We start from the raw sequence: 25713 nt of genomic DNA, 5'->3' as shown, positions 1-25713 counted from the left end.
TCGGCTGCGGCGGAAGGGGGTGACCGCGGCCGCCGCAGCCGCATCGACGCCCTGCGCGTCAGGCGAGGACGCGGGCGAGGAAGTCGCGGATGTACTCGGTGATGGTCTCGAGGTGGCTTTCCAGGGCGAAGTGCCCGGACTCGAGCAGGTGGATCTCGGCATCGGGCAGGTCCTGGCAGAACGCCTCCGCGCCAGCGGGGCCGAAGATCTCGTCGTTGGCTCCCCAGACCGCCAGCAGCGGAACCTGGGAGTCGCGGAAGTACTGGTGGACCTGCCCGTAGAGGTCCACGTTGGTGGGGTAGTCGCGGAACAGCTTGAGCTGGATCTCGTCATTGCCGGGCCGGTCCAGCAGCGCCTGGTCGTGCACCCAGTTGTCAGGGCTGACAAGGCTGGGGTCGGCGACTCCGTTGATGTACTGCCAACGGGTGATCTCGGCCGTCAGAGCGCCGCGCATGGGAGCTTCGGTGTCCGGTCCCGGGGCCTTGGCGTAGGCGAAGACGCCGTCCCAGAAGGGCTTGACGAAGCCCTCTTCGTAGGCGTTGCCGTTCTGAGTGATGATCGCCGTGATGCGGTCCGGGGCCTGGAGCGCGAGCCGCCAGCCGATGGGGGCTCCGTAGTCCTGCACATACATCGCGAACCGCTCGATACCCAACTGCTGGAGCAGGCGGGAGGTGACCTCGGTGAGGGCGGCGAAGGTGTACGGGAAGTCCTCGAGGCTCGGCATCGCGGACTGGCCGAACCCGATGTGATCGGGGGCGATCACGTGGTACCGGTCGGCGAGCGCCGGGATCAGGTGGCGGAACATGTGCGAGCTGGTCGGGAAGCCATGGAGGAGAACCACGGCGGGTGCCTTCGGATTGCCGGCCTCCCGGTAGAAGACCTCGAGACCGTTGACGGTGGCGGTGCGGTGGTGGACTGCGGAGGCCATCTCACTAACCCTTCTATCGAGTTTCGGCGGTTACATTCAGTCGAGCACACCCGATCTAACCTGTCAAGACGATTTAATAGGTTAGATTTCATTGTGGTCGGGGACTACGCTGCGCCCAGGCGGCCCGACGTCGGCCTGCCCTAAGACTCCGCTCGTGAAAGGGCATCAGCCAGCGCAGCCGCCCGCCTGGCGTCCACTCAGGCGGCAGATGACCGCCTGTCCGGCTCGCGCTGCAGCAGAGGCGCGTCGGCCCGGTTCTGCGGGCTCTCGTGGCCGACCGGCCCGAGATGCTCGGGCACCGGCCTGGTACCCGCGCGGGCAGCAGTGCGGCGACCCGAGCGGCCCGGCCCGGTGAGCTCACGCGGCACACGGGTCCGGTACCGGCGTGCTGCCATACGCAGGACGCAGAGCTGTTCCCTGGGCACCGGCCCTGAGCGGGCATGCTCGGCTGCCTCGCGCGCCGCCTCCAGGGCCTGCGTGAGTGCGCCGAGGTTGTGAGCACCGTGATGGCGCTGACCGTTGAAGAAAAAGGTGGGTGTCCCGGAGACCCCGCTTGCGTCGGCCGAGGCTATGTCACGCTCGACCCGGCCGGCGTGGACCCGGCGGCGCAGATCCTCACAGAACATGCGTACGTCCAGACCGAACTCCGCGGCGTAGCCGAGCAGGTCGCTCATCTCCAGCCGGTTCTGGCGCTTGAGCAGAAGGGTGTGCATGGGCCAGAAGGCTCCTTGCGCCGCTGCGGCTTCCGCGGCCTCCGCCGCCAGACGTGCGTGCGGGTGGATATCGCTCAGCGGCAGGTGGCGCCACACGTAGCGCACGTCGGGGCGTGAGAGCAGCAGGTCGCGGGTGACGGGGTCGGCGTCGCTGCAGTACGGGCACTCGTAGTCGCCGTACTCGACGACGGTGACCGCCGCGTCCTGTGGCCCCCGGATGTGATCCAGGGCAGGGTCGACACTGCCGACCAGGTCGGAGAGCGGCGGCTCCGCCCCGAGCAGGGCGCGGCGACGGGCCGCACGGGGCAGGAGCGCGGTGAAGCGGTAGACCGCCCAGCCGAGCACGCTGGATGCCACGACCGCCGCCAGGATGCCTACCTTGGCCTCCTGCAGTGACCTGCCGGTGAAGGCGAGGTTCGCGATGAGCAGGGAGACCGTGAAGCCGATACCGGCGAGGGCGCCGCTGCCGACGATGGCGGCCCAGCCGACGGGCGGCCTCAGCCGACCGCCACTGAGACGCCCCACGGCCCAGGAGGTGACGACGACCGAGACGGGCTTTCCGACGACGTAGGCGAGGAAGATGCCCACGGTGACGGGTGCGGTGACAGCACCCCCCAGCAGCCCGGCGTCAACCGTGACGCCTGCGTTGGCCAGGGCGAACAGCGGGACGATCACATAGGTCGTCCAGGGATGGAAGCGGTGCTGCAGCCGCGCGTTCTCCGACAATGTGGAGACCAACCCCGCCGTGGCGGAGCGGGCGCGACGGGGACTGGGCTGCTCACGGAACAGCCGCACCAGCCCGGTGGCCCGCTCCAGGTCGCTGCGCGTCGGCGCGTAGGCGGAGGTGACCAAACCAATCGCCAGGCCGACGACGACCGGGTCGACGCCGCTGCCCATCAATCCGGCCCACATGGTGGCGCCCAGAGCGACAACGACGGCGCCCCGGCGGAGCGGGCGCAGTGCGCGGCCAGCGAGGATGGCCGCGAAGGCACCGGCGGCAACGGCCAGGGGCAGCAGCCGGAGGCGGTGGCTGTAAAAGCCGGCGATCACCACGAGGGCGACCAGGTCGTCGACGACAAACAGCGTGAGCAAGAACGTCCGGATCCTGGCCGGCAGTCGGCGGGACATGACGCTGAAGACGCCGAGCGCCAGAGCGCTGTCGGTGGACATGGCCACTCCCCAGCCGTGGGCGGTGGGGCCGGCGTGGTTGACCGCGAGGTAGATCCCGACCGGCACGGCCATCGCCACCACCCCGGCTCCCACGGGCAGCAGAAGACGGTGGCGTTCCCGCAGCTCACCCAGGTCAAGTTCCGACCGTGCCTCCAGACCCACCAGCAGGAAGAAGAGGGTCATCAGGCCGCTGTCGATCCAGGTGCGCAGATCCAGGCCCAGTCGGCCGCTGCCCAGACCCAGGCTCAGCCGGGCCTCCCACGCTGCCTCGTAGGCGCCGGGGAACGCATTGGACCAGATCAGAGCAGCCAGGAGGGCGGCCACCAAGGCCACGGCACCGCCTGCTTCAGCGGCCAGCAGGGCCTTGACGCGTTCGGTGGCAAGCGTCGTACGTGTCGCCGGGACGCGGTCGGCTGACCTGGCGGCCGCCTGGTCGGTGCCCGCCGCCAGGCGCAGCCGTTCGTGCTGCTTGTCGGGGGCGTCGGTGACGTCCTGGCACGCGATCACGAGTCCCTGTCCTTCCTGCCGCCGCTGCTGCCCGTCCGGCTGGTGCAGCTGCTCAGCGAGGCATGAAACTAACCGATCAAACTTATTTACCTAGTTAGATTGACCGTGGTCGTGTAACCTGTCAAGCGAATCGATCTGGTTAGGAGGCGGCAATGGTGAGCGGCCGAGAACAGCAGGACGCACTGCTGGAGCTCCTCAACTCCACGCCGGTCGTCAACGGCGTCGTCCAAGACCATCTGGCAGATCCGGAAGCGGCCAAGTCCTGGCAGCAGGCCCACGGCGGCAGCGGCAGCACAGAAGAGCACCGACACCTCCTGCAGGCGCGTGATGGCCTGCAGGGCGTGGTGCGCGGCAGCCTGCCCGCCCCGACGCTGGCCCCGCTCCTGAAAGACGTCACCTCCCGTCCTCACCTCTCGTCTGCGGGAGTGTCGTGGGAACTGGAGGCCCCCGCGGAACGCCGGATGGCAGTGGAGGCCGTCCTGGCCTGGAGCGCACTGCTGGAGACGATGCCCGGCCGGCTGCGGCCCTGCGCCAACCCGGAGTGCCGGCTCTTCCTCATCGACCGCAGCAAGACCAACAAGGCACGCTGGTGCTCGATGGCCGTCTGCGGCAACCGAATGAAGGCACGGCGCCACTACCAGCGCACCCGCGACGGCGCCGCCGGGTAACACCATCGGCGGTCATGTCTGATCCCTGCGGTCACGCCGACGCCTCGCCTTGGCGATCTCGCCAGCGATGGGCAGCCAGTAGTACAGGATGAAGGCGGAGATCACGGCCACGCCGAGTACGGGAAGCAGGGCGCCGAGCAGGGTCCCGGTGCCGAGCCAGACAAGGGCGAGCTGAAAGCGCCGGCTGATCGCCGTCACGCCGGCCGCATCGATGGTGGTGGCGAGCAGCCGGCGATCATGGCGAGCGTGCCACCAGATGACGTTGAACAGAACGGCCGCGAGTTCGAACGCGACGCCATGCAAGACGACGGCGGTGCGCTGCCCGTGTCCGTCGCGGAATGCTTCGGCCAGAACGGAGGCGGCGAAGGGCAGGAACGCGATGTCCATCAGCAGCACGGTGTTGAGGAACAGCACCACCCGGTCGGCGCTGCGGATGTGGTCGAACATGATGTGATGGTTGGCCCACACCTGCCCGATCAGCATAAAGGTGACGGCGTAGGCCAGGTAGGACGGCCAGAGCGTGGCGAGGCCGTGCAGCAGGTCGCGAGTGTCGTGCGGCGGGCGGATCTCCAGGACGAGCAGTGTGATGGCGATGGCGATGACGGCATCGCTGAAGGCGACCACCCGGGCAGGATCGCGCTCCTCGCCGAACGGCGTTGACTCTCCTGGCTCCTGAACAGGCTCTGTCATCGCCCCAGCCTCGGGCACCGGACGCTACTTCGCGAGCAACCGGGTGGAACTTCTCCAGCGGTGCAGGGAGCACTGCCGGTGTGGCAGCCGGGCACGCCAGGACGCACCGGTTCACGGTCGGGAGGCGCGTGGACGGGTTGTTCTCAGGCGCTGACCGGCGGCGGGGCTCACTCCTTCGCGGCAGGACGATCGCCCGGCCGGTCACCTGTTGCGGTGTTCACCTTGGGCAGTCCCCGCCGCCGCAGGTCGGCGATGAACCTTCGGACGAGCGCGTCGGAGGGAACCATCGTGACGGCGAGAATATCGCGGTGCACCCGTGGTTCCAGACGGCGTACCAGGGCCGAGGGCCGTCCCGCCAGCGCGGACACCGGCACGATGGTCACTCCCATGCCGGCCCCCGCAAGCTGGGCGGCGGTCCGCGGGCTGCGGGTCCGCAGGACGACGGTCAGATCGGTCTGCCGGGTAGCGACGAACTGGTCGATCCACACGCCCATGCCGTTCTCCGGGTCGTAGTGCACGAAGGGTTCACCGGCCAGTTCCTCCACCGCGACGGACGCCCGGTCCGCGAACGGGTGTCCGGGCGAGGCGACGACCACCATTTCCTCGCGGCCCAGCACGTCGACGTGCGCGGAGGTGGCCGTCGGTTCCGGCCCCACCACCAGGTCCGTGCCGTCGCCCATCAGATACTCGATCATGCGGTCCGCGCTGGTGAACTCCATGAGGTCCAGCCGCACCTCAGGCCAGTGCGTACGCCAGCGCCGCAGCACCGGCACGAGCAGCCAGGCCGTCATCGTCTCCGCGCACGCGATCCGCAAACGGCCACCCACCCCTTCCCCCACGCGCCGCCCCACCTGGACCGCGCGCGAGGCGGCCGCCAAGGCCACGCGGGCTTCCTCGGCAACGGCCCGCCCGGCAACCGTGACCCGGATGCCCCGCGTGAGCCGCTCCACCACCGGGGTGCCCAGCTCCCTCTCCAGCGCCGCGATCTGATGAGACAGCGCCGGCTGCGACATGTGCAGTACACCTGCGGCTTTGGTCACCGAACCCTCGTCGACCAACGCCACCAGGCACTCCAGCGCCCGCAAAGTGGCCATGCGTGATTCCTAGTGATCGGCTACGGGTGCACCCCGCCGTACGGCCGGACCGCCGAGCCGGAATGAGCGGGCACAGGCCCGGAAACGTACAGCAAAGTCAGGAAGCCGGAAGCGGCGACCTCACCTCACGAGGGACGAAAACCGCGCTCCTGCAGCGTCCACGCGTTGCCGTCGGGGTCGGTGAACTCGACGAAGCTCGCGTAGTCGCGGCGCTTCGGGTCGACGCCGGGCTCGAAGCCGCCCTGCCAGGTGTCGAGAGGCGCCTTGTGCCGGATCTCCCCGACGTCGACGCCGCGACCGGCCAGCTCGGCCCGCGCCGCTTCAAGATCGGGGACCACCAGGTACAGGCCCTTGACCGAGCCGGGCTCTGCGTCGGTGAGACCGACCCCGATCTGCACCGAGCACGCGGAGCCCGAAGGCGTCAGCTGCACGACACGGAAATCGGGGCTGGGTCCGTAGTCCACGTCGAGGTTGAAACCCAGACGCTCGGTGTAGAAGGCCAAAGAGCGGTCGACATCGCTCACGGGCAGGATGACGACCTCGAACTTGTACTCCATGTGATCAGTGTGGTGCAGCGCGGCACAGCCCCGCCACCTTGCAGGCATGCGCGAAATGAATGATCCACCGAGGAAAAACGAATGCGCATGGCCTTCCGCGCCGGTCCCACCGTTCGAAGAATCTCAGCGAACGCACCGAACGATTCATGATCACGGAATCGCGGCGGCCCCGGCGAACGAACTAGGATCGGCCCGAGCGCACAGATCACAGCGCCATGAGGGGCTGTCCCCGGTCGGCCATCCCGCAGGAGGTCCGCAATGGCGACGCTGCTGTCCGTCAACGTAGGAATGCCCAAGGACGTCTCCTGGCAGGGCAGGACCGTCCACACCGGAGCCTGGAAGTCCCCCGTGCACGGCCCCCGGATGGTGCGGCGGCTGAACATCGATGGAGACGGCCAAGGAGATCTGGCCGGGCACGGCGGCGAAATACGTGCCGTCCTCGTCTACCAGCTGCAGTCCTACCAGTACTGGCAAAAGCAACTGGGCCGCGACGACCTGACCTACGGGATGTTCGGGGAGAACTTCACCGTCGACGGCCTGCCCGACGACGAGGTGTGCATCGGCGACCGGTACCGCATCGGCGAAGCCGAATTCGAAGTCACCCAGCCCCGCGTCACCTGCTACCGCGTCGGCCTGCGCCTGGGCGAACCCACCATGGCCGCCCTGCTGGTCGCCCACCACCGCCCCGGCTTCTACCTGCGCGTCCTCACCGATGGACACGTACAGGCCGGCGACGAGATCACTCTCATCCGCAAGGGCCCCGAAGAACTCAGCGTCGCCGACACCGACGCACTGCTGTACCTCCCCGACCGCGATCCCGCGAAGTTGTGCAAAGCTCTGAACATCCCCGCCCTCAGCCCAGGATGGCAACAGTCCTTCCACGAACTCGCCGCCGCCCAGCAGCCCAAACAGGAACCGGGATGGCCCGGCGAACGCGCCAGCACCCAGCAGCCCAAGGAAGTGCCAGGATGGCCGGGCTTCAAGGCCATGCGCGTCGCCCGCATCGTCCCCGAGACCCCCGATGTATCGTCGATCTACCTCGACACCACCGACGGCACATCCCTGCCCGAGGCCCGACCCGGCCAGTACCTCTCCATCCGCCTCACCGTCGGCGATGCCGCCCCCGCAGTGCGCAGCTACTCCCTGTCCTCCGCGCCCACGGCCACCACCTACCGCATCAGCGTCAAGCACGAGCCCCACGGGAAAGTCAGCAGCTACATCCATGCCACGCTCCACCGCGGGGACCTCGTGGACATCGCCAGCCCCCGCGGAACGTTCGTACTCGAAGGAGACACCCGCCCGATCGTCCTCATCTCCGCGGGGATCGGCGCCACTCCCGTGCTTGCCATGCTCCACCGACTCGCCGACACACGAGACCCACGCCCCGTCTGGTGGATCCACACCGCCCACGACCGCGCCCACCACGCCTTCGCGGACGAGACCCAGGCACTCCTGGCGCAACTCCCCAACGCCCACGAGCACATCTACTACACCTCCGAAGCCCCACATCCCGACGAGCCGCACATCACCCAGGGCCGTCCGACCGCCCCATCACTCGCGGCCATGGGCATCCCGACCGAGGCCGACGCCTATCTCTGCGGACCGTCCGCCTTCATGGACGACCTCGGCGGCTTCCTGCGCGAGCACGGCCTGCCTCTTGGGCGGATCCATACGGAGCAGTTCAGCGCCCTGCCAGCCATCAACCCGGGCGTCACAGCCACTGCCGCCATCCGGCCGCACCAACCACCCGGTCCACCGGGCACCGGCCCGCTCATCACCTTCGCCCGCAGCGGCATCACCACCCCGTGGTCACCCGCCCACGCGTCACTCCTCGACCTCGCCGAAGCCTGCGACATCCCCACCCGCTGGTCCTGCCGCACAGGCGTCTGCCACACCTGCGTCACCCACCTCGTGGCAGGCGACACCACCTACACCACCCCACCCCTCCAACTCCCCGAGCCCGGCACCATCCTCGTCTGCTGCAGCCAACCCACCAGCGAAGTCGTCCTCGACCTCTGATACGAAAATCCCCCGTCTGTGCAGGCCAGGAGCGTTCATGTGGTCTCGACGGGCTGGAGGTTGACCTGGTAGCCGAGGCGGTTGAGCTGGCTGACGAGGCGGCGGGTGGCGCGGGCCTTGCCGGTGCGTTCGAGGAAGTACTCACCGCCGAGGTCGGTGTACTCGATGTCGCGGGTGAACATGTGCCAGATCGAGATCAGGATGGAGTGCTGCAGAGCGACCAGCGCCCGCCGACGGCCGCGCCGTCCGACCAGGCGTCGGTAGCGGGCGGCGAGGTAGGTGCCCTTGGTCCGGCAGGCGGAGATCGCGGCCTGGCCCAGCACGCCCTTGAGCCATGGATCGCCAGGGCGGGTGCGGCCCGACGGACTCTTACCCGCAGACTCATAGTTGCCCGGGCCCTGTCTCGCTTTCGGTGGTGACGGAGCGTGCCGTTATCCGGGAAGGATGCGGTGGCGAAGCAGGGTGAAGCCTGCTCGTCCGTGCATCTGGCGTGCGATCCGTTTGGTCTTGGTGTTGACGCCCTCGGTGGGACCGTTGCAGTACGCAAGCGTGAGCCCGGCGATCACGGCGTCGATGTCCCGGTCCAGGCCCCGGGTGAAGGCATGTAGATGAGGCAGGTCGGCTGCTCGGACTTGGGCGATCCAGCACGTGAGCGCGTCGGCATTGTCGGCGTGCGGCGTAAGGAGCGGGGCGAAGTCCCTGATGTCGGTGGCCAGTTGGGTCATCTCGGGGCAGGCGGTGGTGAGCTTGTCCAGAAGCTTGTGTTGCTCGGCCTTGAGGTTGTCGGGCCTGGTCAGCAGCATCCGGGCGAGCCTGCGCGGGGAGATGTGGCTGCGGTCGGCGTCCGCGCGGCCCTGGCTGATGTACTTGTGCAGGAGGTTCAGGCAGCCTGTGAAGCCGAGGGTTTTGATCTCTTCGAAGAGGTACTTGACGGGGACGCCGGGGTCCTCTGCGCCGCGTTTGCGCAGGTGTTCGCGGTAGGGGTCGACAAGGCTGGCGCGGTACTTGGGGACGCGGAGCATGCGTTCGGGCCGGTCTGCGCGGGCGTAGCGTTTGACGGTTTTCAGGGCCAGTTGGAGGCGGCGGGCGCATTCGAGCAAACCGACGCCCTGGTCGAGCAGGCGGGCTTGGTTTTCGAGGGTCGGCATGGTGCTGTCCGGCCAGGGCCCGGCCCACCCGCCGCTGTTCGAGTCTCCGCCGATGCCCAGGGGGAGCCGGCCGTCGAACTCGTGCCCAAGCCGACGCCGGACGGCACCGAGTCAGCGATCAGCTTCACCGGGCAGGTGAGGTTCCAGCTGGACGATCCCTTCTTCTTCCGGTTGGCGGCCTGGTCCTTCTTCTCCGGGATCACTGCCTTGATGCCGCGTCTGCGCCGGTGGGCCCGGTTGCCGCGGGAGGAGTAGGCCTTGTCGGCGGCGACGGCGTCCGGCCGGGTGCGGGGGCGGCCGACGGGTCGCGGGGGCCCGTAACTTCTTGAGCACCGGGATGAACTGCGGACTGTCCGTGACCTGACCCGCGGTCAGTACAGTATTCCGAGGGTGCGGTATCCGAGGGTCGAGAACATCCGTCCTCTTGCGGGTGCCGTACCTGCAACGATCCGGGGAGGGTTGGGGCACGGTGTCAGTCGTGGTCCCGGCCCCTTGGGCGCTGGCCGGCACACGCGGGTCGATCGATCCCCTCAGTGGCCGTGGCCGCCATCGTGGCCGCCATCGCCATGGTCGCCGTGGCCGACGATCGTCCATGGGCGCATCAGGTCGTCGTCTTCGTGTTCGAGAATGTGGCAGTGGTGGATGTATGTCGCCGGCAACTCAGCGCCGCTGCCCGGAATTGACGCGATCGTATCCGTCGGCGGGATGAATTCCTGAATGATGATTCTGGTCACCATCTCCGCATGAGCCTTGACCGTGTCCTTACTGGACCCTGCTTCATCCGGGTCCGGCGGAATCGGTGGGCCAGTGAAATATTTCGCCAACACCGGTCGGTCCTCCGGTTTGCGGCCACCGTAAATCCACTTGTCGTAATCCGTCTGGTAGCGGACCGCGTCGATCGGCTGCCTGTCCAGCACCTGAAAGTTGACGAGGTGGACATGCATCGGATGGGCGTCGTGATTGGGATTGATGTACTCCCAGATCTCGGTCGAGCCCTCCTTGATGAAGTCCTGGGACGGCTCCATGAAGGGCACCGCATTGAACGTCATTGTGCCGAAGAGTTGATGCTGGTACACGACCCATTCCCGCCGATGGGTGCGCGGTGTCGCCTTGATGGGCGCGATGGTCGGCAGCTTGAGTTTCTTGGGGGGCGTCGTCCTGTCCCCACCTCCGGACAGTGGCTTGGTGACCTGGAATTGCATGATTTCCGCGATTTCCGGTCCGCAGCCGGGGATGCCAGGGAAGTGGACCTGCGTTCCCGGGTAGTTCGTCAATGTGACTTTCGTACCCATGGGCATCCGACTGAAATCGACGATCAGGTCGTACCGCTCAGCTGGACTGATCAGGAAATCGTGCATTTGCAGCGGAGTGCGGAAGCCGCCATCGGTTCCGATCAGCCAGAACGGCAGTCGGGGCTCAAGCAGTACGTCTCTGGGAACGACGTCGAACCTCAGCCGCCAAAAACGCTCGTTCGAAGCGTTGAGAATGCGCAGCCGGTAGCGTCGCGGCTCGACGACCAGGAAGGGGTATGCCTTCCCATTGACGACCGGAGTGTCCTCGCCTTCCCTCTGGGTCATGGTGTAGGCGAGTGAGCCGTCCCGGTGGAAGGTCCGGTCCTGCAGAATGAGGGGGACCTCGAATTCGCCTCGCGGCAGCCCGAGCCGCTCGTCGGCGGAATCCCGAATGAAGTACAGACCGGCAAGGCCCGCATAGACGTTGAGACTCGTCATCCCCATGCCGTGATCGTGATACCAGAGCATGCACGAACGGTCGTGGTTGGTGTAGCCGTAGATCGCTTCGTTGGGTTTGACCCGGCTCGGGTCCAGGGTGGTGTAGGACTCAGCATGGAAGCCGTCCGGGCTGAACGACTGCAGCGGCATGCCGTCGGACTGTGGTGCTGTGTAACCGCCGTGCTGGTGTACGACGTTCCACACGTTGATGTTCGGGGGGAAAGGCGGTACGGGCTTGTAGGGAGGCGGAGGGATCGGGGTGAGCTGGGGGTTCCCGTTGCGAATGGCGTCGATCACGAACTGGAACAGATGGGTGGTCGGCAGCTCGTTGCGCCACTTGACGACCGTCGGGTGGTCCGTGATCACGCTGATGGTCGGCCCGAGATAGCCCATGCCGATCGGCTTATGAGGGTCGTGCGGGTTAGTGGCCCAGTAACCCCACACAGGTGACGGCCCGAGATCCCGGTGGAAGCGCCACGATCCCTGTCGCATCGTGATCTCGTAGTAGTCGGCGCCCGGATAGACGGAAGGGTCCGGGACAGCTGTCATCGGCCTGGGCAGCGGGTCGACGAACTTCTCCAGCGCAGGGGTGTTGGGCGTCCCCGCGGGGTCCTTGCACCCTGCTGGCGGGTGCACCATCGCCGCATACGCCCGCGCTCCCAGAACACCCCGTGGAAGCATGGCCGCAGCCCCCATGGCACCGGCCATGAGGAGTTTCCTTCGCTCAATCATCGTCTCCAGCCTTCCTTCGCCTCACATTGCGTCCAAGGGATACAGGGCTGGTTCGATACGTTGCTGCAGCACACCGGTCCGGTCCGAAAAATCCACTCACCGAGCCGATCTCAGCAGCAATTCGACAGACAATTACTGTCAGTCTGAATACATTAAAACCGTCTCTCCTGGCACGACCGAACTGGCACATCCCTGCCGCAGTCACCGAACGGCGACTTCCGTCCCTCAGTGCTATGGCGCGCCATCTAAAGGCCGCAACCAGCGCATATTGAGGTACTCACGACCGAGCAGTGCTGCATTAAATGCAATACATTACATTGGATTGGACGAACAAAGCACATCGCACAAATCTGCGGCACAACCCACCACGCCGTCTTCGACGCAAAGGCGCCGGCCCTGGCGCTGGGCTGCGGCTTGCTGATCGAATGTGGGATCACAAGTCTCCGCTTGGCGGTCGGCCCTGACTCCGCCGCAGTGGCTGCGATGGGCCCTGTGGACTCAGTGGAGGCGCGCGGCAGGAGCCATTGCAGGGTGAGCGGCTCGTCGCCACTCCACCGGAGCGTCATGGCCCTGGGACGTGAGGATCTGCGCCAACAATGCGCAATGCGTCCGCACGAAACTCCCAGGAGGACACGGAGGCAAGCGACCTGCTGACCGTCACGGTCGGGGACCGCCCCGTGGCAACACACGCAAGGGCCCCGGTCGTAGGTCACCTGCTGCCGCCGCCCTGCCATTCGTTGTAATGCAGGACCTTCTCCAGTGGCAGCCGGCCCGGCCGGAAGGCACTGCGCAGCGGGTACGCCGTCGGCAGCAGTGCCCCTCCCACACCGGGAGGGGCACGCCCAGGATCACCGCTGCCCGACCGGACCCGACCCCTGACGCTCTCCACACGCGTGACCACACGTCACCCTCACGGGTCTCCACGGCCGCGGATACCCGCCACGCGACGCTGCCGGTGCCAGAGTGAACCTCGCATCAACCCAGCATCGGTCCCCCTCATCAGGCCCGCCTCGCCACCCACGCCGCGAGGCGGGCCAACCCTTTCCGGATCACCCCGGCAATGAGCGATGCCAGAAGCATTCGGGTCTGCTGCACGATCGGGTGACATGGTGACCTGCCCCACCTCCGCAAGCGCGAGGAATCCCGTCGGTTTTACGATCGCAAGCGAGCCGAGGGGAAGCGCCACACCCAGGCCGTCCTCGCGCTCGCCCGCCGCCGCGTCAACGTCCTCTGGGCCCTCTTGCGTGACGGACGACCCTACGAGCTCACGCCGCCGGCTGCCCTCGCTGCTTGACAAACGGCATTACAGATCTCTTCGGATTGTTGTCGGGTGGCGGGTGAGGGTGAGTCCGGTGCTGACAAGATAGCCGTCGATGAGGTCGGGGTGGAGTTGGATATGGCGCAGGCCTCGGCGGAGGGTGCGTTCGAGGTGGTTGTCGTCGGTGAAGGCGGTGTTGGCCAGCGGGCCGCGCCGTAACAGCGATCAGATCCCGTCTACCGGATTCAAATCCGGTGCGTAGGAGGGCAGTTGCACGATGGTGAGCCAGTCGTGTGCGTCCGCGTACCCGCGCATCCCGGCGGCGAGGTGAGTGTTGAGAGGGCGCGGACGACCAGGTTGCGGTAGTCGCTCCAGGCGAAGCTGTTGCGTCCTTTGCCCCGGTGCTTGCGGTGCTGGCGCGGCCGGTAGATCAGCCGGGAGGGCTCGCCCGGCGGGTAGCAGCACATGGCGGCGATCGACCAGCGGCGCCAGGACCTGCCCCGCACCCGCACCACCGGCGTGTGCCCACGCCGGCCCCAGGTGCGGGCCCGCGGTGGTGTCATCGAGAACCCGGCCTCGTCCTCGAAGACGACGAAGGCCCCCAGCGCCGCCGCGGTCATTCCACGTGCGGGCACACGTCCTTCTTCCACAGAGCGACCGCCTGCGCGTTGCGTTCCAGCGCACGGCAGGCGGGACTCTGCCAGGACCAGCCGTGCCGGTGCAGCAGCCGCCACACCGCCGCCATGGAGCAGTCGATGCCGAACGTGAAGGCGATCAGCGCTCTGATCAGGGCCAGGGTCCACCGCTGGTCCTCCCACCCGTGCTCGGCAGGGCCGAGGGCCAGCTCCTTTTCCAACTCGGCGAACTGGCCATCGGACAGCCTGGGAAGTCTGACAGGCCCCGTCGAGGCGAGGGCTTCCATCCCGCCCTCCCGCCATGCACGGCGCCAGCGTTCCACCGACCGCTCGCTCACGCGCAGATCCTTCGCGATGACCGCGGTCTTCGCACCGCGGGCAAACCGCTCGCCGGCCTCATACCGGATCCGCTCGCGAAACTGCCGCCGCTCGGCGGTCAGTCCGCCACCTTGCGCGTACCGCATACCACCGGCCTACCGCAGGGATCAGCACCCGTCACCTCCGACAACAAGCCGAGGAGATCAGTGGGAATCAGTGGCCATCGGTCAAGGTTCAGCGTCAGAGAACACTAACGATGCCGGGAGGCCGGATCCGGCATGCCGACTTGGACCTAATTTGGGGTATGGAGCACGCCCCCTTCCCCCACGACCTGATCGCGCTGCAAGCGGACTGGCAGCGTACGTACGCGGCGCTCGCCGTGCCCCGCTGTGCACGCCACGGCACCCGTACTGGTCGGGCCCGGACCGAAACCCGGCGGCCAGGGTGGAGCTGCGCCGTCAGGCCCGCGCCTTGGGAGAGCGGCCATGAGCTGGCGCCCGGCGGGCGGCGAGACAAAGCACCTGGTCCGACTTCAGTTCGTGGCCAGCGGTCCGGCGGTCATTGGGGAGTGAGCCGACGGCACAACCGCCCGCCGCACCTGGCGCGACTGGGTCAGGTTGTACGGCAGCGACGAAAAGCTCGTTACATTAACGGCCCACGAATGTGGATGGCTTCTTATCTTCCATGTGCTTGATTTTGATCCAGTCGCGGGTGCGGCGGCCGGGCAGATAGGGGCTGGTGAGGCGCTTGGCGACCACGCCGTCGAAGCCCTCGGCGAGGCTGTGCTGGAGGGCCTGGGCGGCGAGCGCGGGCCAGGCCGCCGGCACGCTGATGCCCGGACCGGCGAGTCCCAGGTCGTCGAGGAGATCGCGGCGGGCGGTGTAGGGCAGCTGCACGACCGGTTCGCCGAGGTAGAGGATGTCGTAGAGCATCAGCTGAACGGGCAGATCCTCGCGGGCGTGGGTGACCGCCTCTGGCTGGTGCAGATTCATGCGCTGCTGCAGCCGCTCCACCGACGGCCGCCCGCCGTCATCGAGCGTGACGATCTCCCCGTCAAGCACCGCTTCCGGCCCCGGCAGCAGGGAAGCCAGGATCTGCAGTTCGGGGTACTGGGCGGTGACATCCATCCCGGTCTGCGACAGCAGCCGCAGGCTTGCGTCCCCGGGCAGGTGGGCGATGACCCGGGCCCCGTTCCACAGCGTCTCGTAGGCGTACTCCGCCTCCGTCTCGGGCTCGGGCGGCGGGCCGATCACCGCCAGCATTGGCGCCATCAGCAGCACACCCTCAGCGCCGGGAGGGGGATCCATGCTCACGCCTTCCAGCCTGCGCCCAGTCGCCCGGCTGGGCCACCTCCAAGGTGGGGCCGGGCCTGCTGGTCAAGGTCCTTTGGCGGATTACGGGCTGATGTTCGGTGGTAGCACGTTGCTGCTACTGGCTGGACGGTGCCGGCGGAGATTGTCGCTGGTGCCGTGCGTTGTTCTGCCGGCGGAACGGTGAGCGGCATGCGATGGACCTGGCTGGCAGTTGTGCTGGCTGCGTGGTCATACTGACGATCGCGGTGCTCACGGTGAGAGCCGCCGTGCTGGTGGGAGTGCTTGTCTGAACCGCGTTTAGCTCGCGCTGGCGACGACCCGGGCGGCGTGATCATCGCCAGCGTGAGGCCCTGGGGCTGCCGTTGCTGCACCGCGACCCGCCGGAAGGGGGGTTGGGCTGGTGCGGGCGTGGGGACGGCTGCCCCTCGTTGACCGCAGCGGCCGCACTGCTGCTGTGGCGTGCTGCAGGCCGCCGAGGGCCGCCCCATCCTGGGTAAGCTGCCCCAGTCCCCAGTCCCCAGTCCCCAGTCGGCGGTCCGTGCCCCCGTGGGGGCACGGCGGCATCCCTGCTGGCTGGGATACCAGGACTCGAACCTGAACTAACGGAACCAGAAACCGTCGGGCTGCCAATTACCCCATATCCCATGTGCCCGAAGACCGTGGGAGCACCGGTCGACCGGGCGTGCCTCTACCGCGTATCGCGGCACGGCCTTGCCTAATCTACGCATGCTCTCCGTGATGTTCCGTGATGTGTGCCGGGAGTGTCGGGCGGGTTGTTGTAGTAGGCCCTCGGGACCGTGAGTCGCATGTCGAGGTGTCGCGGTTCGTGGCTGCTGCCCGCAACTCCGTGACGCTGTGTGTGCGGTAAGGGGTGGGCGGAGCAGCCGCCGGATCCGATCGGGGGGATTCCTTGCTTCTGAGCGGCCCGCCCGATTGCGGGCGGCGCGACGTCGCCATAGTTTCAGCGCGTCGGAATTGTTCCGAAAAAGCCAACATTGTCCCCTTATGTTGGCTTTCCCATGGCATCGAAGGAGCCTTCATGTCGGTCATGACCGCTACCCCGCCCCTGCAGCAGTTCGGCCAGCAGATCGCCGGCCCGCAGCAGCAGCTCACGCAGGTCGTCCAGCAGACGATCCAGCAGGCCTGCCAGCAGGCGAGCCAGCAGATCGCGCAGCGCATGCAGCAGACACTGCAGCAGATCCAGCAGGTCCAGCAGCAGCTGCAGCAGCAGGGCCTGGCCCACCAGGCGCACCCGTACCTGGCTGTGGCGCTGCACACGACGCTGCTGCAGGGCGTGCGCAGCGCTGTGGAGCAGTCGGTGCAGCAGGCGCTGCCGACCGCGATCCTGGCGCTGGTGCAGCAGAGCCAGCAGGGCCAGCAGGGCCAGCAGCAGTGGGGCGGCGGCTTCGGCCAGCAGCAGTGGGGTGGCGGCTTCGGCCAGCCGCAGTTCGGGCAGTCATACCCGCAGCAGTACCAGCAGCCCGGCTTCGGCCAGATGAGCCAGCCCTTCGGCATCGGCTGACATAAGACGGCGCGCTGTGCGGTGTGCCCGGAGCGATTCCCGGGCACACCGCACAGCCGTGGAAGGCGCGAGCCGCCCGTCATCCGGATCAGAAACCCAACAACCGACACAGACGTGGTGAAGGTAAACGTGATGGTCAAGGACATGCCCGGAAGCAAGCCCCAAAACAACCGCCAGAGCGAGGCCGAGGGCGCAGGGGCCGGCGGGCCGGGCCCCGAAGAGGAAGCGGCGCCACGCAAGAAGGGCGCACCGTCACCGATCGCGGTGCAGCCGCGTCGGCAGCGCTACATGGTGACGCCACTGCCGCAGCAGCTCTTTCCGCCGGGAGTGCCCGAAGTCGGCATGGACGCGGTGTGCGACCGGCTGGAGAGCATGCCAGAGGTCACGGTGGTGCGCAGACTCATCCCGTCGGAGAAGCTGCAGTCGGCCGGGGTCCTGCCCTCCTGCCCGGAAGTCGCGGTCGTCGAGGCCGCCGAGACCCACCTGCCGGTGATGCGGACGCTGCACGTGCACATCGAGCCGGACCTGCCGCTGACCGCAGCCGTGCCCGCCACCACGCCGACCGCAGGCATGCTGCCGCTGCCCGATCCGGGGCTGGTCGCGCCGCTGGACGAGGCCGTGGAGATCTCGCTGCGCGTGTGCGGCCCGGACGGCGAACCGCTGGCCGGCGCCGCTGTGTTCCTCATCGGGGCGACCTGGCCCAGCCAGGGCATCACCGCCGCCGACGGAAGGGTCACCCTCACCCTGGCCACAGAGACCGAACAGTCCCTCCAGTCCCTCTACGTCCGGCCCGCGGGCGGATACACCGACCGGTGGATCCACCGCCCGGACCTGTCGGCGACCCAGGAGAACGTCGTCACCCTCACCCCGCTGTCCCAGGTGTACCCGGAACTGGAGGAACGGCAGGCCTACGGCTGGGGCCAGCAGGCCATGCGGCTGGACCGGCTGCCACCCACGTTCCGCGCCTTCGGCATCAAGATCGCGGTCATCGGTACGGGTGTCGGCATCGACCACCCCGACCTGAAACAACGGGTGCACTCCGGCATCGACCTCGTGCACGGCACGAAGGAGGGCTGGGCGCACGACCCGGTCGGAACCGGTACCCACGCGGCGGGCATCATCGCCGGCGCGGACACCGGCAAGGGAATCCTGGGCATTGCCGTCGACGCCGAGCTCGAGGTCTGCCAGGTGCTGCCCGGCGGACACTTCAGCGACCTGATCGCCGCCCTCGACCACTGCATCGAACGCGAGGTGGACATCGCCCACATCCAGGTGGCGGCCCTGTACCCGTCGACGCTGGTCTCCCGCAAACTGGCCGACGCAGCCGCGGCGGGCATCGCCTGCATCGCCCCCGCGGGCGACACCGGCGGACCGATCATCTTCCCCGCCTCACTGCCCACCGTGTTCGCCGTGGGCGCGCTGGGCGCCTACGGCACCTACCCGCCCGACACCTCCCCCGCCACCCACACGGGGCCACAGCTGACACCCGAAGGACTGTTCGCCGCCCCGTTCAGCTGCCACGGGCCCGGCATCGACGCGGCCGCCCCCGGCGTGGCGGTCCTCTCGTGCGCCCCGCAAGGCGACTACACCATCCTCGACAGCACCATCACAGCCTCCGCCCACATCGCCGGCCTCACCGCGCTCGTCCTCGCCCACCACGAGGACTTCCACGGCCAGCTGCTGCCCCGCGGCCCCGGCCGGGTACAGCACCTCTTCGAGATCATCGCCGCCAGCTGCCGCCCACTGGCCACCCCCGGCACACTGGAGGCGGCCCGCACCGGACGCGGTCTGCCCGACGCCCTCATCGCCCTCGGCCTGGCCCCCGGCATGCAGCTCGCCCCGGCCCTGTCGCCCATCGCCCCCTCCATGACCGGATAGGACCCCCACCCGCGGCAACCGCACGAAACGGCGCCCCCCAGGGGGCGGGCGCCGTCCGGCTTGCAGACCAGGCAGTCCCGAAGCCAGGTACTCCCAGGCCATGGCATCCGGCCTTCCGCTTGATTCCGCTCGACGGCTGGCGGGTTAACGGCCGGCATCTCGGACCGCGTCCACGCGACAACTCCGCACAGGCACAACGCGCAGCTACGCTGCCCGGTACTTCGCGGATGTCCTTAGGCGGCACGAAACTCGGTTTGACCAGGCCGTGTTGGATGAGCTGGGTGATCCAGGCCGCGTCGGCGACATCCGTCTTGCGTCCGGGAAGGTTGTGCATGTGCCGGGCGATCAGGAGCCAGCACTCGGCCGCGTCCTCCAGGGCGTAGTACACGGGCTTCCAGTACACGCCGGTCGATTCCATCCCGATCAGGGCGACGTGGTAGGCCGTCAGCCAGTCGCGCAGCGCGAGCAGGTCGGGCCACGTGGTGCCGAAGGTCTGGGTGACTCCCTCAGGCGGTTCCTCGGGAACGCGGACGTTGGCACCACGCTGTCGCGTTGCACGTCCAGTCCGGCACAGCGTTCTCCAGGGCTTCTCCCTCCCTGCGGTGCAACCGGCTCACCGGCGCCCGCCCCGTGGGAGGTCCCTTCTCGAAGAGTCTGAGGTTCGTGCTCGCGGCAACCAGAGGTGGCTGAGGCGTGAGGTCCAACTGCTCAAGATCTCCGGCTGTCGTACTGGGATGGAACCGCACCCGCTGCCCGCTCAGTTGCCGATCCAAAACCGGAATCTGATGACGGAGAGCCAGGATTTCAACATCCTTCTCTCGGTCGCTCATCGGCCGCAGCCTCAGCATCGCGACCGCGTTCGTCACGCCTAGATACGCCAGTCTCAGCAACACGGTCGATCATCATGCCGCGCTCACCGTCAGCGCGCCCAGCCGTCCACCCGTAGCCGACGTCGGCCCGCGGCGGACTCGTACGCGGTGGTCGCCTCAGCCAAGGTCGGACAGGAGCGTGGGCAGTAGGCGCTCTTCCATGACGGAGCGGCCCGAGACGCGCATGGCGTGGGCGAGTTCGGGATCCCACGGGCTGGGTGCGGGTGAGCCGGTGAGCGGGGTGGACTCCCCCTGGTCCAGGGCGCCCCGGTAGTCGGCGGCGGTCATCCGCCAGGGGCGGGCGCCGTGACACTCGACGGCGGTGGCGGTGATGCGCAGGCCCGTCCAGTCGAAGTCGGCGCGCCGGTTGAGGCGGGCCCCGGCGCGGACGGCGTCGGCGAGGAGCTTGTGGCAGGCGGCGGAGGGGATGCCTTCGGTGCAGACCAGGGCCGCGGCGCGGTCCTCGAGTTCGGCGGCGGCCGCGCGCAGGACGGCGGGGTTCTCACAGACGTGGATGTCGCATGCGGCGGGCACGACGTCGTCGCGGGTCAATCGGTGGAGGGTGAGTCGGAAGGGGATACCGAAGCCGGCGACGTCGCGCAGCCAGTCGCAGACCACGTTCTCGCCCTGGGCACCGATGTTCAGGACGAGGACCTGGCTGGCGAGGTCGTCGGCGACGGCTCCGGCGCTCTCCCACAGGGCACGGCGGCCCGCCCGGTCACGGGGTACGGCATCGGCGTTCCCGGCACCGGCCGTCCGCTGGGCGAGGGCGCGCAGGACGAGTTGTTCGAGCGGGCTGCCAGGCATCAGGGACTTGGTGTCGCCGGTGGCCCATTCGGCGAGTACGGGCAGCGGGAGAAGACCCTGTCCCCGCGCTCGCGAGTCGCCCCGCCGGCCCGACAGACTGGGGAGTTTGTCCAGGACGCGTACGGCGTCCTGGAGCAGGGGGCGTCGCCGCGGCGCACCAGGCGGGTGAGGGTGCCGTCGGCGGCGATCCGCGCCAGCCATGCCGTGTACCAGTGCTGGTCGGCAAGGGGTCTGGCGCGGGCGGCCTCCAGGGTGCGGGTGCGCAGGGCGGACTCGTCGGCCCGTTCGGCGGGCCGGTCACGCAGGGGGCCGTGCAGGCGGCCCAGGGTCTGGAGCAGGCCGGTGCCGTAGCGGTCGTACAGGTAGCTGTCCAGGTCACGCAGGGGGACGGTGAGGCGTTTGGCGGTCTCGGGGCGGTAGCGGCCGGTGACGCCGATGACAGTGCGGCGTTCGGCCTCGCCGGGGGCGCTGAGCCCGATCTCGCCGTCCAGGGCGCCGCCGGTGCGCTCCAGCCTGCGGCGCGCGGTGGTCGTACAGGTAGCTGTCCAGGTCACGCAGGGGGACGGTGAGGCGTTTGGCGGTCTCGGGGCGGTAGCGGCCGGTGACGCCGATGACAGTGCGGCGTTCGGCCTCGCCGGGGGCGCTGAGCCCGATCTCGCCGTCCAGGGCGCCGCCGGTGCGCTCCAGCCTGCGGCGCGCGGCGGCGAGCAGTCGTCGCCAGCCCTCGCCGGTGAGTTCCCCGTACGTCTCGGCCGGCATCTCAGTCGACAAGGCCCGCCTCCGTCCTCCGCGCCCGGTGGACGCCGCGCGCGCCCGGCGAGCCGAGGACGGCGGTCAGCTCTTCGGTCTCGTCGGCGTGCAGGCCTTCGCCGTCCCACAGCAGCAGTGCGGAGACGGTGTGGTCGACGGCGGAGTGCGCGAGGTCGTAGTGGGCGGCAGCGCCGACCGCGGCGTGCACGGCCCACAGGTCGTATCGGTCATGAACAGGTCGAGGTCGAACTGTGCGGCCAGCGACATGAGTTCACCGCGCCCGGTGTCGTCGACGCCCGCGAACGCCCCGTCGAGGGCGAGCAGCCGCAGGGCGTCGGGGTGGGCGAAGTTGAGCATGGCGTGCGCGGCGGCGAACAGCGGCAGGCGCAGGGAGACGAACTGCTCGCCGCCGGACAGGCGGCTGTGCCGGGCGCGGGTGCGGCGAACCGCCGCCTCGGTCAGCGACTCGATCCGCCGGCCTCCCGGCCGCCCGCGCCGGGCGGCCAGGGCCCGGAACGCGTCGAAGCGATCTGCGGAACCCACCCATCCATGCTATTGAGAAAGGAAGCCACTGGCAGCCGTACCACTCTCCACGTCACGACCAGGGCCGAATGGCATGCGAAATGCGGCCAGGATGCACTGTCGAGGGCGCCGCTTCAGAATGGTCGCGACGCACGATCCCCGGACGCACTGCCTGGCGCCCGCCACCAAGACAAGTCAAGAGTCACGCCCCCCTGATCCTGCCGTCCGGCTGGAGCACGTAGACCGCGCACTGGAAGCGGCCGTCCTTGCGCTTGGGCATGGTGCCGGCGCCGTTGGGGTTCCGCTTGCGTTGCTGGGCCATCAGGCGGCTGCCTACAGTTCGTTGGTGCTGTAGTCGTGGACGGCACGTGCCCGGATGGGGCGGCAACGGCCGATGGCCATCGAAGGCAGACGGCGCGAGCGGATCAGGTCATAGACCGTGGAGCGGCCGAGCTTCAGCCGCCTCAACACGTCGGGCACCGTCAACAGCTCGTCGTCATGCATGGGTTGGCTTTGCTTCCGTTCCAGGGCGGGTTCAAGACACCCGGCTGCGCTGCTTGCCTTCTGCCCGCTCCGCGCGCGCTGCGCCGACGCGCGCCCACGTGTGGATGGCTCCCTGAGGCCATGAGCCGAGCACTGCAGCGAGCGGCCACGGTCAGAACCAGCCTCCGGCGTGGCGCTCGGCTCCGGGACTGCGGCCCCCCGAGGACACCTCCAGCCTGTCAGGGTGTGGGGGTGCCGATGCGGGCGGCGAGGATGGTGATGTCGTCCTCGGCGGGGGTTGGGGCGAGGTGGTCCATGAGGGTGTCGCACAGCTGGTCAAGGTCGCGGTGGGTGCCGGTGAGGAGGCGGGTCAGCTCGTTCAGACGCTCGTCCAGGTCGGTTGCGCGGGTTTCGACGAGGCCGTCGGTGTACAGGACGAGGATGCTGCCGGGGTCGAGGGTGATCTCGGTGGTGTCGTAGGAGATGCCCCCGATGCCCAGGGGGGCTCCGGGGGGCAGGTCGAGCAGGCGGGCGGTGCCGTCGGGTGTCACGAGGGCAGGTGGGGGGTGGCCTGCGCGGCCGAGGTGACAGCGATGGGCCGCGGCGTCGCAGACGCTGTACAGGCAGGTGGCCAGCAGGGGGCTGTCGAGTTCCTGCAGCGCGGAGTCGAGGTGGTGCAGGAGCTGGTCGGGGGGCAGGTCCAGGTGAGTGAAGGCGCGTACGGTGGTGCGCATCTGTCCCATGATCGCGGCGGCTTGGATGCCGTGGCCCATGACGTCACCGATGACGATGGCGCCCTTGCCGGGGGCGAGCGTCGCGACGTCGTACCAGTCCCCTCCGACCTCGTGGACGTCGGAGGCGGGCCGGTAGCGGTGGGCTATCTCGATGCCTGCCGGGGGTTTCGGGCGGCCGGGAAGCATACTGCGCTTCAGAGTGAGCGCGGTGTCGTGTTCGCGGTGGAACAGCCGGGCGTTGTCGATGCAGACACCGGCGTGAGCGGCGAGATCACCGGCGAGCGCGAGGTCGGCGGCGTCAAAGGCTGGCCGGTCACCTGTACGCAGGAAGGTGGCGACGCCGAGGACCAGGCCGCGGGCTGCGAGGGGAACCATGATCATCGAGTGCACGCCCAGGGAGAGGAGCCGTTCGGGAGTGCCGGTGTAGCGGGCGGCGGGAGCGATGACACGGGCGTCGATACGACGCAGGAGATAGGGCCGACGGTCGATGACGGCCTGCGTGTACGGGGCGCTTGCAGGGAAGTGCAGGGTCTGGCCGATGGGGGCGAGGACGTCGGCGGCCGCAAGGCCGTAGACGGGGGCCTTGCCGAGGCGGCGCAGGACTGCGCCGCTGGACAGGCTGATCATCGGCTCGGCATCTTCGGTGAGGTCGGCCAGGACGTCGACGGTGGCGATGTCGGCAAGGCGCGGTACGGCGATGTCCGCCAGTTCCTGCCCGGTACGGGGTACGTCGAGGGTGGTGCCGACCCGCAGCGTGGCCTCGTTGAGCAGTTCCAGGCGCTGCCGGCCCGTGGCGGCCTCCAGCTCGCTCTTCTGCTGCGTGGTGATGTCGATCAGCGAGGCGCTGATCCCCAGCGGCTTGCCGCCCGCGTCTTCGAGGCGGAAGTAGGAGCAGGACCAGACGCGGTCGTGGTCGGGGTCGGCCGGGGTGCGGCCTACGCGGCGGAAGTTCACCACGGGGTCGCCGGTGGCCAGTACCCGGCGCATCGCCTCCTCCATCTGCTCGCTGTTCACCCCCGGCAGTACCTCCGACGGCCGCCGTCCGACGTGCGCCGAGCCGGGTAGCCCGTGCATGACCTCCACAGTGCGGTTGACGTGCTGGAACCGTAGCTCGGTGTCGAAGACCGCCAACCCGACCGGCGAGCTGGCAAAGAGGCTGTCCAGCAGGCCACCGACCTCGCGCACCTGACGCGCGGCACGAACGTCGGCGGCGAGGACCAGCACGTCCCACCCCTCCCCGCTCTGCGCGGCGACGGGGCACGCCCACACTTCCACCTCGACAATCGAGCCGTTCTTGTGACGCACCGGGATGTGCCCGGTCACGCTGCGTCCTGAAGCGACCGCCTCCTGGACGGCGCCGGCCTCCCGCCGGCTGTCTGGGGGGACGAGGTCGGTACCGTCACGGCCGATGACCTCATCCGCCGTGTAACCGAGTAGCTCGGGTGCGGCCTTCGCCCACTGCATGATCCGTCCGGCCCCGTCGAAGACGATCAAAGCGACGGGCAGCACGTTCCACCAAGCCGCGGCCTGCCCGGCCGCCGCCATCGGCTTCCCTGTCTGCATGGGATCCGGCATCGCGAGTGCTCCGTGTTGCTGCTGCTCTCATTATGAACCGGCACCCGCAGCAAGAACCGGCATGTGCGGCGGGACATCCGCGTCGGGAGCGGTCGCCGACCGTGCCACAGCAGTGCCAGAACGACCCGTCAGTCCGCGCCGACCCAGACATCGACGTGACGGTAGACGAAGTCGCACAGATCACCGCCACCTACTACCTCGACGGCAGGCTCATGCCGTCGCCGTTGCAGTCGCCACCCTGCCTCGCCTGTGAGGGCCGCGTGATCCGCATCATGCGGCCCGGGCACGTGGCATCATCACGCCCGACCGAGAAGTGACAGCCGCGCCACACCCTTCCTCGCATCCCCTGCTGGCTTGCGACTTCCTCGAGACGGTCACCCTGACCGGCACGCGCCTTTACCTGTTCGCCGTGATCGAGCACGCCAGCAGGCGCATTCGCGTCCTGGGCGCCGCCGAGGGGTTCCTGATCCGGGAACGGAGCGGGAAGTATCCCGCCCTGTTCGATGCCGTCCTCGCGGACGCGGGAATCCAGGTCGTGCTCAGCGGTGTCCGGATGCCGCGGATGAACGCGCTCATGGAACGCGGGGTAACGACCTGCCGCTGCGAACTGCTGGACCGCGTGCTGATCTGGAACCAGCGCCATCTGCTGAGCGCTTTGCGCGAGTTCGAAGACTTCTACAACGTCCACCGGCCCCATCAGGGCAGCGGCAACGCCCGCCTGCTGCACCCGCTCCCCCGCGCCGGTCACCGACCCGGACGCCATCGCCCACTTCGACATACCCAGCCGCGCCCGCCTCGGCGGCATCCTCCATGAGCATCGACATGCGGCCTGACCTCTGCGGATGAGTTTTCCGGCAAGGGCAGGGCTCGCACCGCACATCAGGCACTGTGCGTGACTGCGGGCACCCGGCAGGGCCCATGCGCTCGTCGCCGTCCCTGCGCGCCCGGTCCGTCACGGTCGCTGTGTGGTCGGTCACCCAGAAACGATAGAAAGGGAATATGAGCGATGCTTCTGGACAATCCAGACACGGTATGTCTGATGTGTCCATGAGGACTCATCGGCCCGGTCGGCCCCGTCAGGGGGGAGAGGCGT

19 protein-coding genes, 1 tRNA gene and 5 pseudogenes are annotated in these 25713 nt (G+C 68.6%); 6 read left to right on the top strand and 19 right to left on the bottom strand.

The genetic code is table 11. The features are described 5' to 3' along the window. Positions 1-58 precede the first annotated feature (58 nt). Positions 59-928 (bottom strand): alpha/beta hydrolase, encoded by an 870-nt coding sequence (locus AB0I54_RS38965; RefSeq protein WP_363301035.1) that lies wholly within the window; start codon positions 926-928, stop codon positions 59-61. A gap of 197 nt (positions 929-1125) precedes the next feature. Continuing rightward, entirely contained in the window at positions 1126-3318 is a 2193-nt protein-coding gene (locus AB0I54_RS38960; protein ID WP_363301034.1) for a Na+/H+ antiporter NhaA, read from the bottom strand. A gap of 152 nt (positions 3319-3470) precedes the next feature. Here AB0I54_RS38960 and AB0I54_RS38955 point away from each other — a divergent pair, with 152 nt between their 5' ends. Further along, positions 3471-3986, top strand: coding sequence for a CGNR zinc finger domain-containing protein (locus tag AB0I54_RS38955; protein ID WP_363301033.1), 516 nt, complete (start codon positions 3471-3473; stop codon positions 3984-3986). Positions 3987-3998: 12 nt separating this feature from the next. Here the strand turns inward: AB0I54_RS38955 and AB0I54_RS38950 are convergent, their stop codons facing one another. The 3 genes from AB0I54_RS38950 to AB0I54_RS38940 form a co-directional block, all read right to left on the bottom strand. After that, positions 3999-4676: a TMEM175 family protein gene (locus tag AB0I54_RS38950; RefSeq protein ID WP_363301032.1), complete on the bottom strand. Its 678-nt coding sequence runs from the start codon at positions 4674-4676 to the stop codon at positions 3999-4001. A gap of 167 nt (positions 4677-4843) precedes the next feature. Continuing rightward, on the bottom strand, positions 4844-5770 hold the full coding sequence (locus tag AB0I54_RS38945) for a LysR family transcriptional regulator (protein ID WP_363301031.1): 927 nt from the start codon (positions 5768-5770) through the stop codon (positions 4844-4846). Between the two features lie 125 nt (positions 5771-5895). Then, entirely contained in the window at positions 5896-6327 is a 432-nt protein-coding gene (locus AB0I54_RS38940; RefSeq protein WP_363301030.1) for a VOC family protein, read from the bottom strand. Positions 6328-6585: 258 nt separating this feature from the next. Between AB0I54_RS38940 and AB0I54_RS38935 the strand changes: the two genes are divergently transcribed. Beyond that, positions 6586-8346, top strand: coding sequence for an MOSC and FAD-binding oxidoreductase domain-containing protein (locus AB0I54_RS38935; RefSeq protein WP_363301029.1), 1761 nt, complete (start codon positions 6586-6588; stop codon positions 8344-8346). 35 nt (positions 8347-8381) lie between these two features. Here the strand turns inward: AB0I54_RS38935 and AB0I54_RS38930 are convergent, their stop codons facing one another. The 4 genes and pseudogenes from AB0I54_RS38930 to AB0I54_RS38915 all read right to left on the bottom strand — a co-directional run bounded on the left by AB0I54_RS38930 (position 8382) and on the right by AB0I54_RS38915 (position 11932). Then, positions 8382-8669, bottom strand: a complete 288-nt coding sequence (locus tag AB0I54_RS38930; protein ID WP_363301028.1) for a hypothetical protein — start codon at positions 8667-8669, stop codon at positions 8382-8384. A gap of 108 nt (positions 8670-8777) precedes the next feature. Then, a pseudogene (locus AB0I54_RS38925) lies at positions 8778-9467 on the bottom strand (transposase); the annotation flags it as partial. Positions 9468-9646: 179 nt separating this feature from the next. After that, a pseudogene (locus AB0I54_RS38920) lies at positions 9647-9872 on the bottom strand (transposase); the annotation flags it as partial. A gap of 152 nt (positions 9873-10024) precedes the next feature. Next, positions 10025-11932, bottom strand: a complete 1908-nt coding sequence (locus AB0I54_RS38915) for a multicopper oxidase domain-containing protein (RefSeq protein ID WP_363301027.1) — start codon at positions 11930-11932, stop codon at positions 10025-10027. Between the two features lie 1165 nt (positions 11933-13097). On the opposite strand from AB0I54_RS38915, the pseudogene AB0I54_RS38910 reads away from it, so the two are divergent. After that, positions 13098-13250: pseudogene (locus tag AB0I54_RS38910) on the top strand (IS110 family transposase); the annotation flags it as partial. Between the two features lie 9 nt (positions 13251-13259). On the opposite strand, the pseudogene AB0I54_RS38905 reads toward AB0I54_RS38910, so the two are convergent. From AB0I54_RS38905 to AB0I54_RS38890, 4 genes and pseudogenes are all read right to left on the bottom strand, one after another. Further along, positions 13260-13777, bottom strand: a pseudogene (locus tag AB0I54_RS38905) (transposase). 53 nt (positions 13778-13830) lie between these two features. After that, positions 13831-14313, bottom strand: a complete 483-nt coding sequence (locus AB0I54_RS38900) for a winged helix-turn-helix domain-containing protein (RefSeq protein WP_363301026.1) — start codon at positions 14311-14313, stop codon at positions 13831-13833. Between the two features lie 501 nt (positions 14314-14814). Beyond that, positions 14815-15474, bottom strand: coding sequence for a hypothetical protein (locus tag AB0I54_RS38895; protein ID WP_363301025.1), 660 nt, complete (start codon positions 15472-15474; stop codon positions 14815-14817). Positions 15475-16050: 576 nt separating this feature from the next. Then, positions 16051-16125, bottom strand: a tRNA-Gln gene (locus AB0I54_RS38890). 394 nt (positions 16126-16519) lie between these two features. Between AB0I54_RS38890 and AB0I54_RS38885 the strand changes: the two genes are divergently transcribed. Next, complete coding sequence (locus AB0I54_RS38885; protein ID WP_363301024.1) at positions 16520-17002, top strand: hypothetical protein; 483 nt, start codon at positions 16520-16522, stop codon at positions 17000-17002. Between the two features lie 144 nt (positions 17003-17146). Next, a complete protein-coding gene (locus AB0I54_RS38880) occupies positions 17147-18880 on the top strand; it encodes a S8 family serine peptidase (RefSeq protein WP_363301023.1) in 1734 nt (577 codons plus the stop codon). Here the strand turns inward: AB0I54_RS38880 and AB0I54_RS38875 are convergent. The 6 genes and pseudogenes from AB0I54_RS38875 to AB0I54_RS38850 form a co-directional block, all read right to left on the bottom strand. After that, positions 18804-19328 carry a transposase gene (locus tag AB0I54_RS38875; RefSeq protein WP_363301050.1) on the bottom strand — a complete coding sequence of 175 codons (525 nt, stop codon included), beginning with the start codon at positions 19326-19328 and terminating at the stop codon, positions 18804-18806. The two genes, AB0I54_RS38880 and AB0I54_RS38875, sit on opposite strands and share 77 nt — an antisense overlap. A 538-nt stretch (positions 19329-19866) precedes the next feature. Next, positions 19867-20283 (bottom strand): DUF2399 domain-containing protein, encoded by a 417-nt coding sequence (locus AB0I54_RS38870; RefSeq protein WP_363301049.1) that lies wholly within the window; start codon positions 20281-20283, stop codon positions 19867-19869. A gap of 162 nt (positions 20284-20445) precedes the next feature. Further along, positions 20446-21110, bottom strand: a pseudogene (locus AB0I54_RS38865) (TIGR02679 domain-containing protein); the annotation flags it as partial. A 280-nt stretch (positions 21111-21390) separates the two neighbouring features. Further along, entirely contained in the window at positions 21391-21849 is a 459-nt protein-coding gene (locus AB0I54_RS38860; protein WP_363301022.1) for an SbcC/MukB-like Walker B domain-containing protein, read from the bottom strand. A 312-nt stretch (positions 21850-22161) separates the two neighbouring features. Next, positions 22162-22332 carry a helix-turn-helix domain-containing protein gene (locus tag AB0I54_RS38855; RefSeq protein WP_363301021.1) on the bottom strand — a complete coding sequence of 57 codons (171 nt, stop codon included), beginning with the start codon at positions 22330-22332 and terminating at the stop codon, positions 22162-22164. A gap of 218 nt (positions 22333-22550) precedes the next feature. Next, a complete protein-coding gene (locus AB0I54_RS38850; protein ID WP_363301020.1) occupies positions 22551-24620 on the bottom strand; it encodes a SpoIIE family protein phosphatase in 2070 nt (689 codons plus the stop codon). Between the two features lie 553 nt (positions 24621-25173). Here AB0I54_RS38850 and AB0I54_RS38845 point away from each other — a divergent pair. Continuing rightward, the gene (locus tag AB0I54_RS38845) at positions 25174-25434 is read left to right on the top strand and encodes an integrase core domain-containing protein (RefSeq protein WP_363301048.1); all 261 of its coding nucleotides are present in this window, start codon (positions 25174-25176) and stop codon (positions 25432-25434) included. The last annotated feature ends 279 nt before the right edge of the window (positions 25435-25713 follow it).

Origin of the sequence: Streptomyces sp. NPDC050625 (genome assembly GCF_040654755.1) — a bacterium.
Taxonomy (GTDB): domain Bacteria; phylum Actinomycetota; class Actinomycetes; order Streptomycetales; family Streptomycetaceae; genus Streptomyces.
This window is presented reverse-complemented; position numbering and strand designations above follow the sequence as displayed.

Bases quoted from the DNA above. Each gene is read 5' to 3' on its own strand.
- AB0I54_RS38965 (WP_363301035.1), bottom strand. From the start codon at position 928: ATGGCCTCCGCAGTCCACCACCGCACCGCCACCGTCAACGGTCTCGAG.
- AB0I54_RS38955 (WP_363301033.1), top strand. From the start codon at position 3,471: ATGGTGAGCGGCCGAGAACAGCAGGACGCACTGCTGGAGCTCCTCAAC.
- AB0I54_RS38950 (WP_363301032.1), bottom strand. From the start codon at position 4,676: ATGACAGAGCCTGTTCAGGAGCCAGGAGAGTCAACGCCGTTCGGCGAG.
- AB0I54_RS38945 (WP_363301031.1), bottom strand. From the start codon at position 5,770: ATGGCCACTTTGCGGGCGCTGGAGTGCCTGGTGGCGTTGGTCGACGAG.
- AB0I54_RS38940 (WP_363301030.1), bottom strand. From the start codon at position 6,327: ATGGAGTACAAGTTCGAGGTCGTCATCCTGCCCGTGAGCGATGTCGAC.
- AB0I54_RS38935 (WP_363301029.1), top strand. From the start codon at position 6,586: ATGGCGACGCTGCTGTCCGTCAACGTAGGAATGCCCAAGGACGTCTCC.
- AB0I54_RS38915 (WP_363301027.1), bottom strand. From the start codon at position 11,932: ATGGCCGGTGCCATGGGGGCTGCGGCCATGCTTCCACGGGGTGTTCTG.
- AB0I54_RS38900 (WP_363301026.1), bottom strand. From the start codon at position 14,313: ATGCGGTACGCGCAAGGTGGCGGACTGACCGCCGAGCGGCGGCAGTTT.
- AB0I54_RS38895 (WP_363301025.1), bottom strand. From the start codon at position 15,474: ATGGATCCCCCTCCCGGCGCTGAGGGTGTGCTGCTGATGGCGCCAATG.
- AB0I54_RS38885 (WP_363301024.1), top strand. From the start codon at position 16,520: ATGTCGGTCATGACCGCTACCCCGCCCCTGCAGCAGTTCGGCCAGCAG.
- AB0I54_RS38880 (WP_363301023.1), top strand. From the start codon at position 17,147: ATGCCCGGAAGCAAGCCCCAAAACAACCGCCAGAGCGAGGCCGAGGGC.
- AB0I54_RS38855 (WP_363301021.1), bottom strand. From the start codon at position 22,332: ATGCATGACGACGAGCTGTTGACGGTGCCCGACGTGTTGAGGCGGCTG.
- AB0I54_RS38850 (WP_363301020.1), bottom strand. From the start codon at position 24,620: ATGCCGGATCCCATGCAGACAGGGAAGCCGATGGCGGCGGCCGGGCAG.
- AB0I54_RS38845 (WP_363301048.1), top strand. From the start codon at position 25,174: ATGCCGCGGATGAACGCGCTCATGGAACGCGGGGTAACGACCTGCCGC.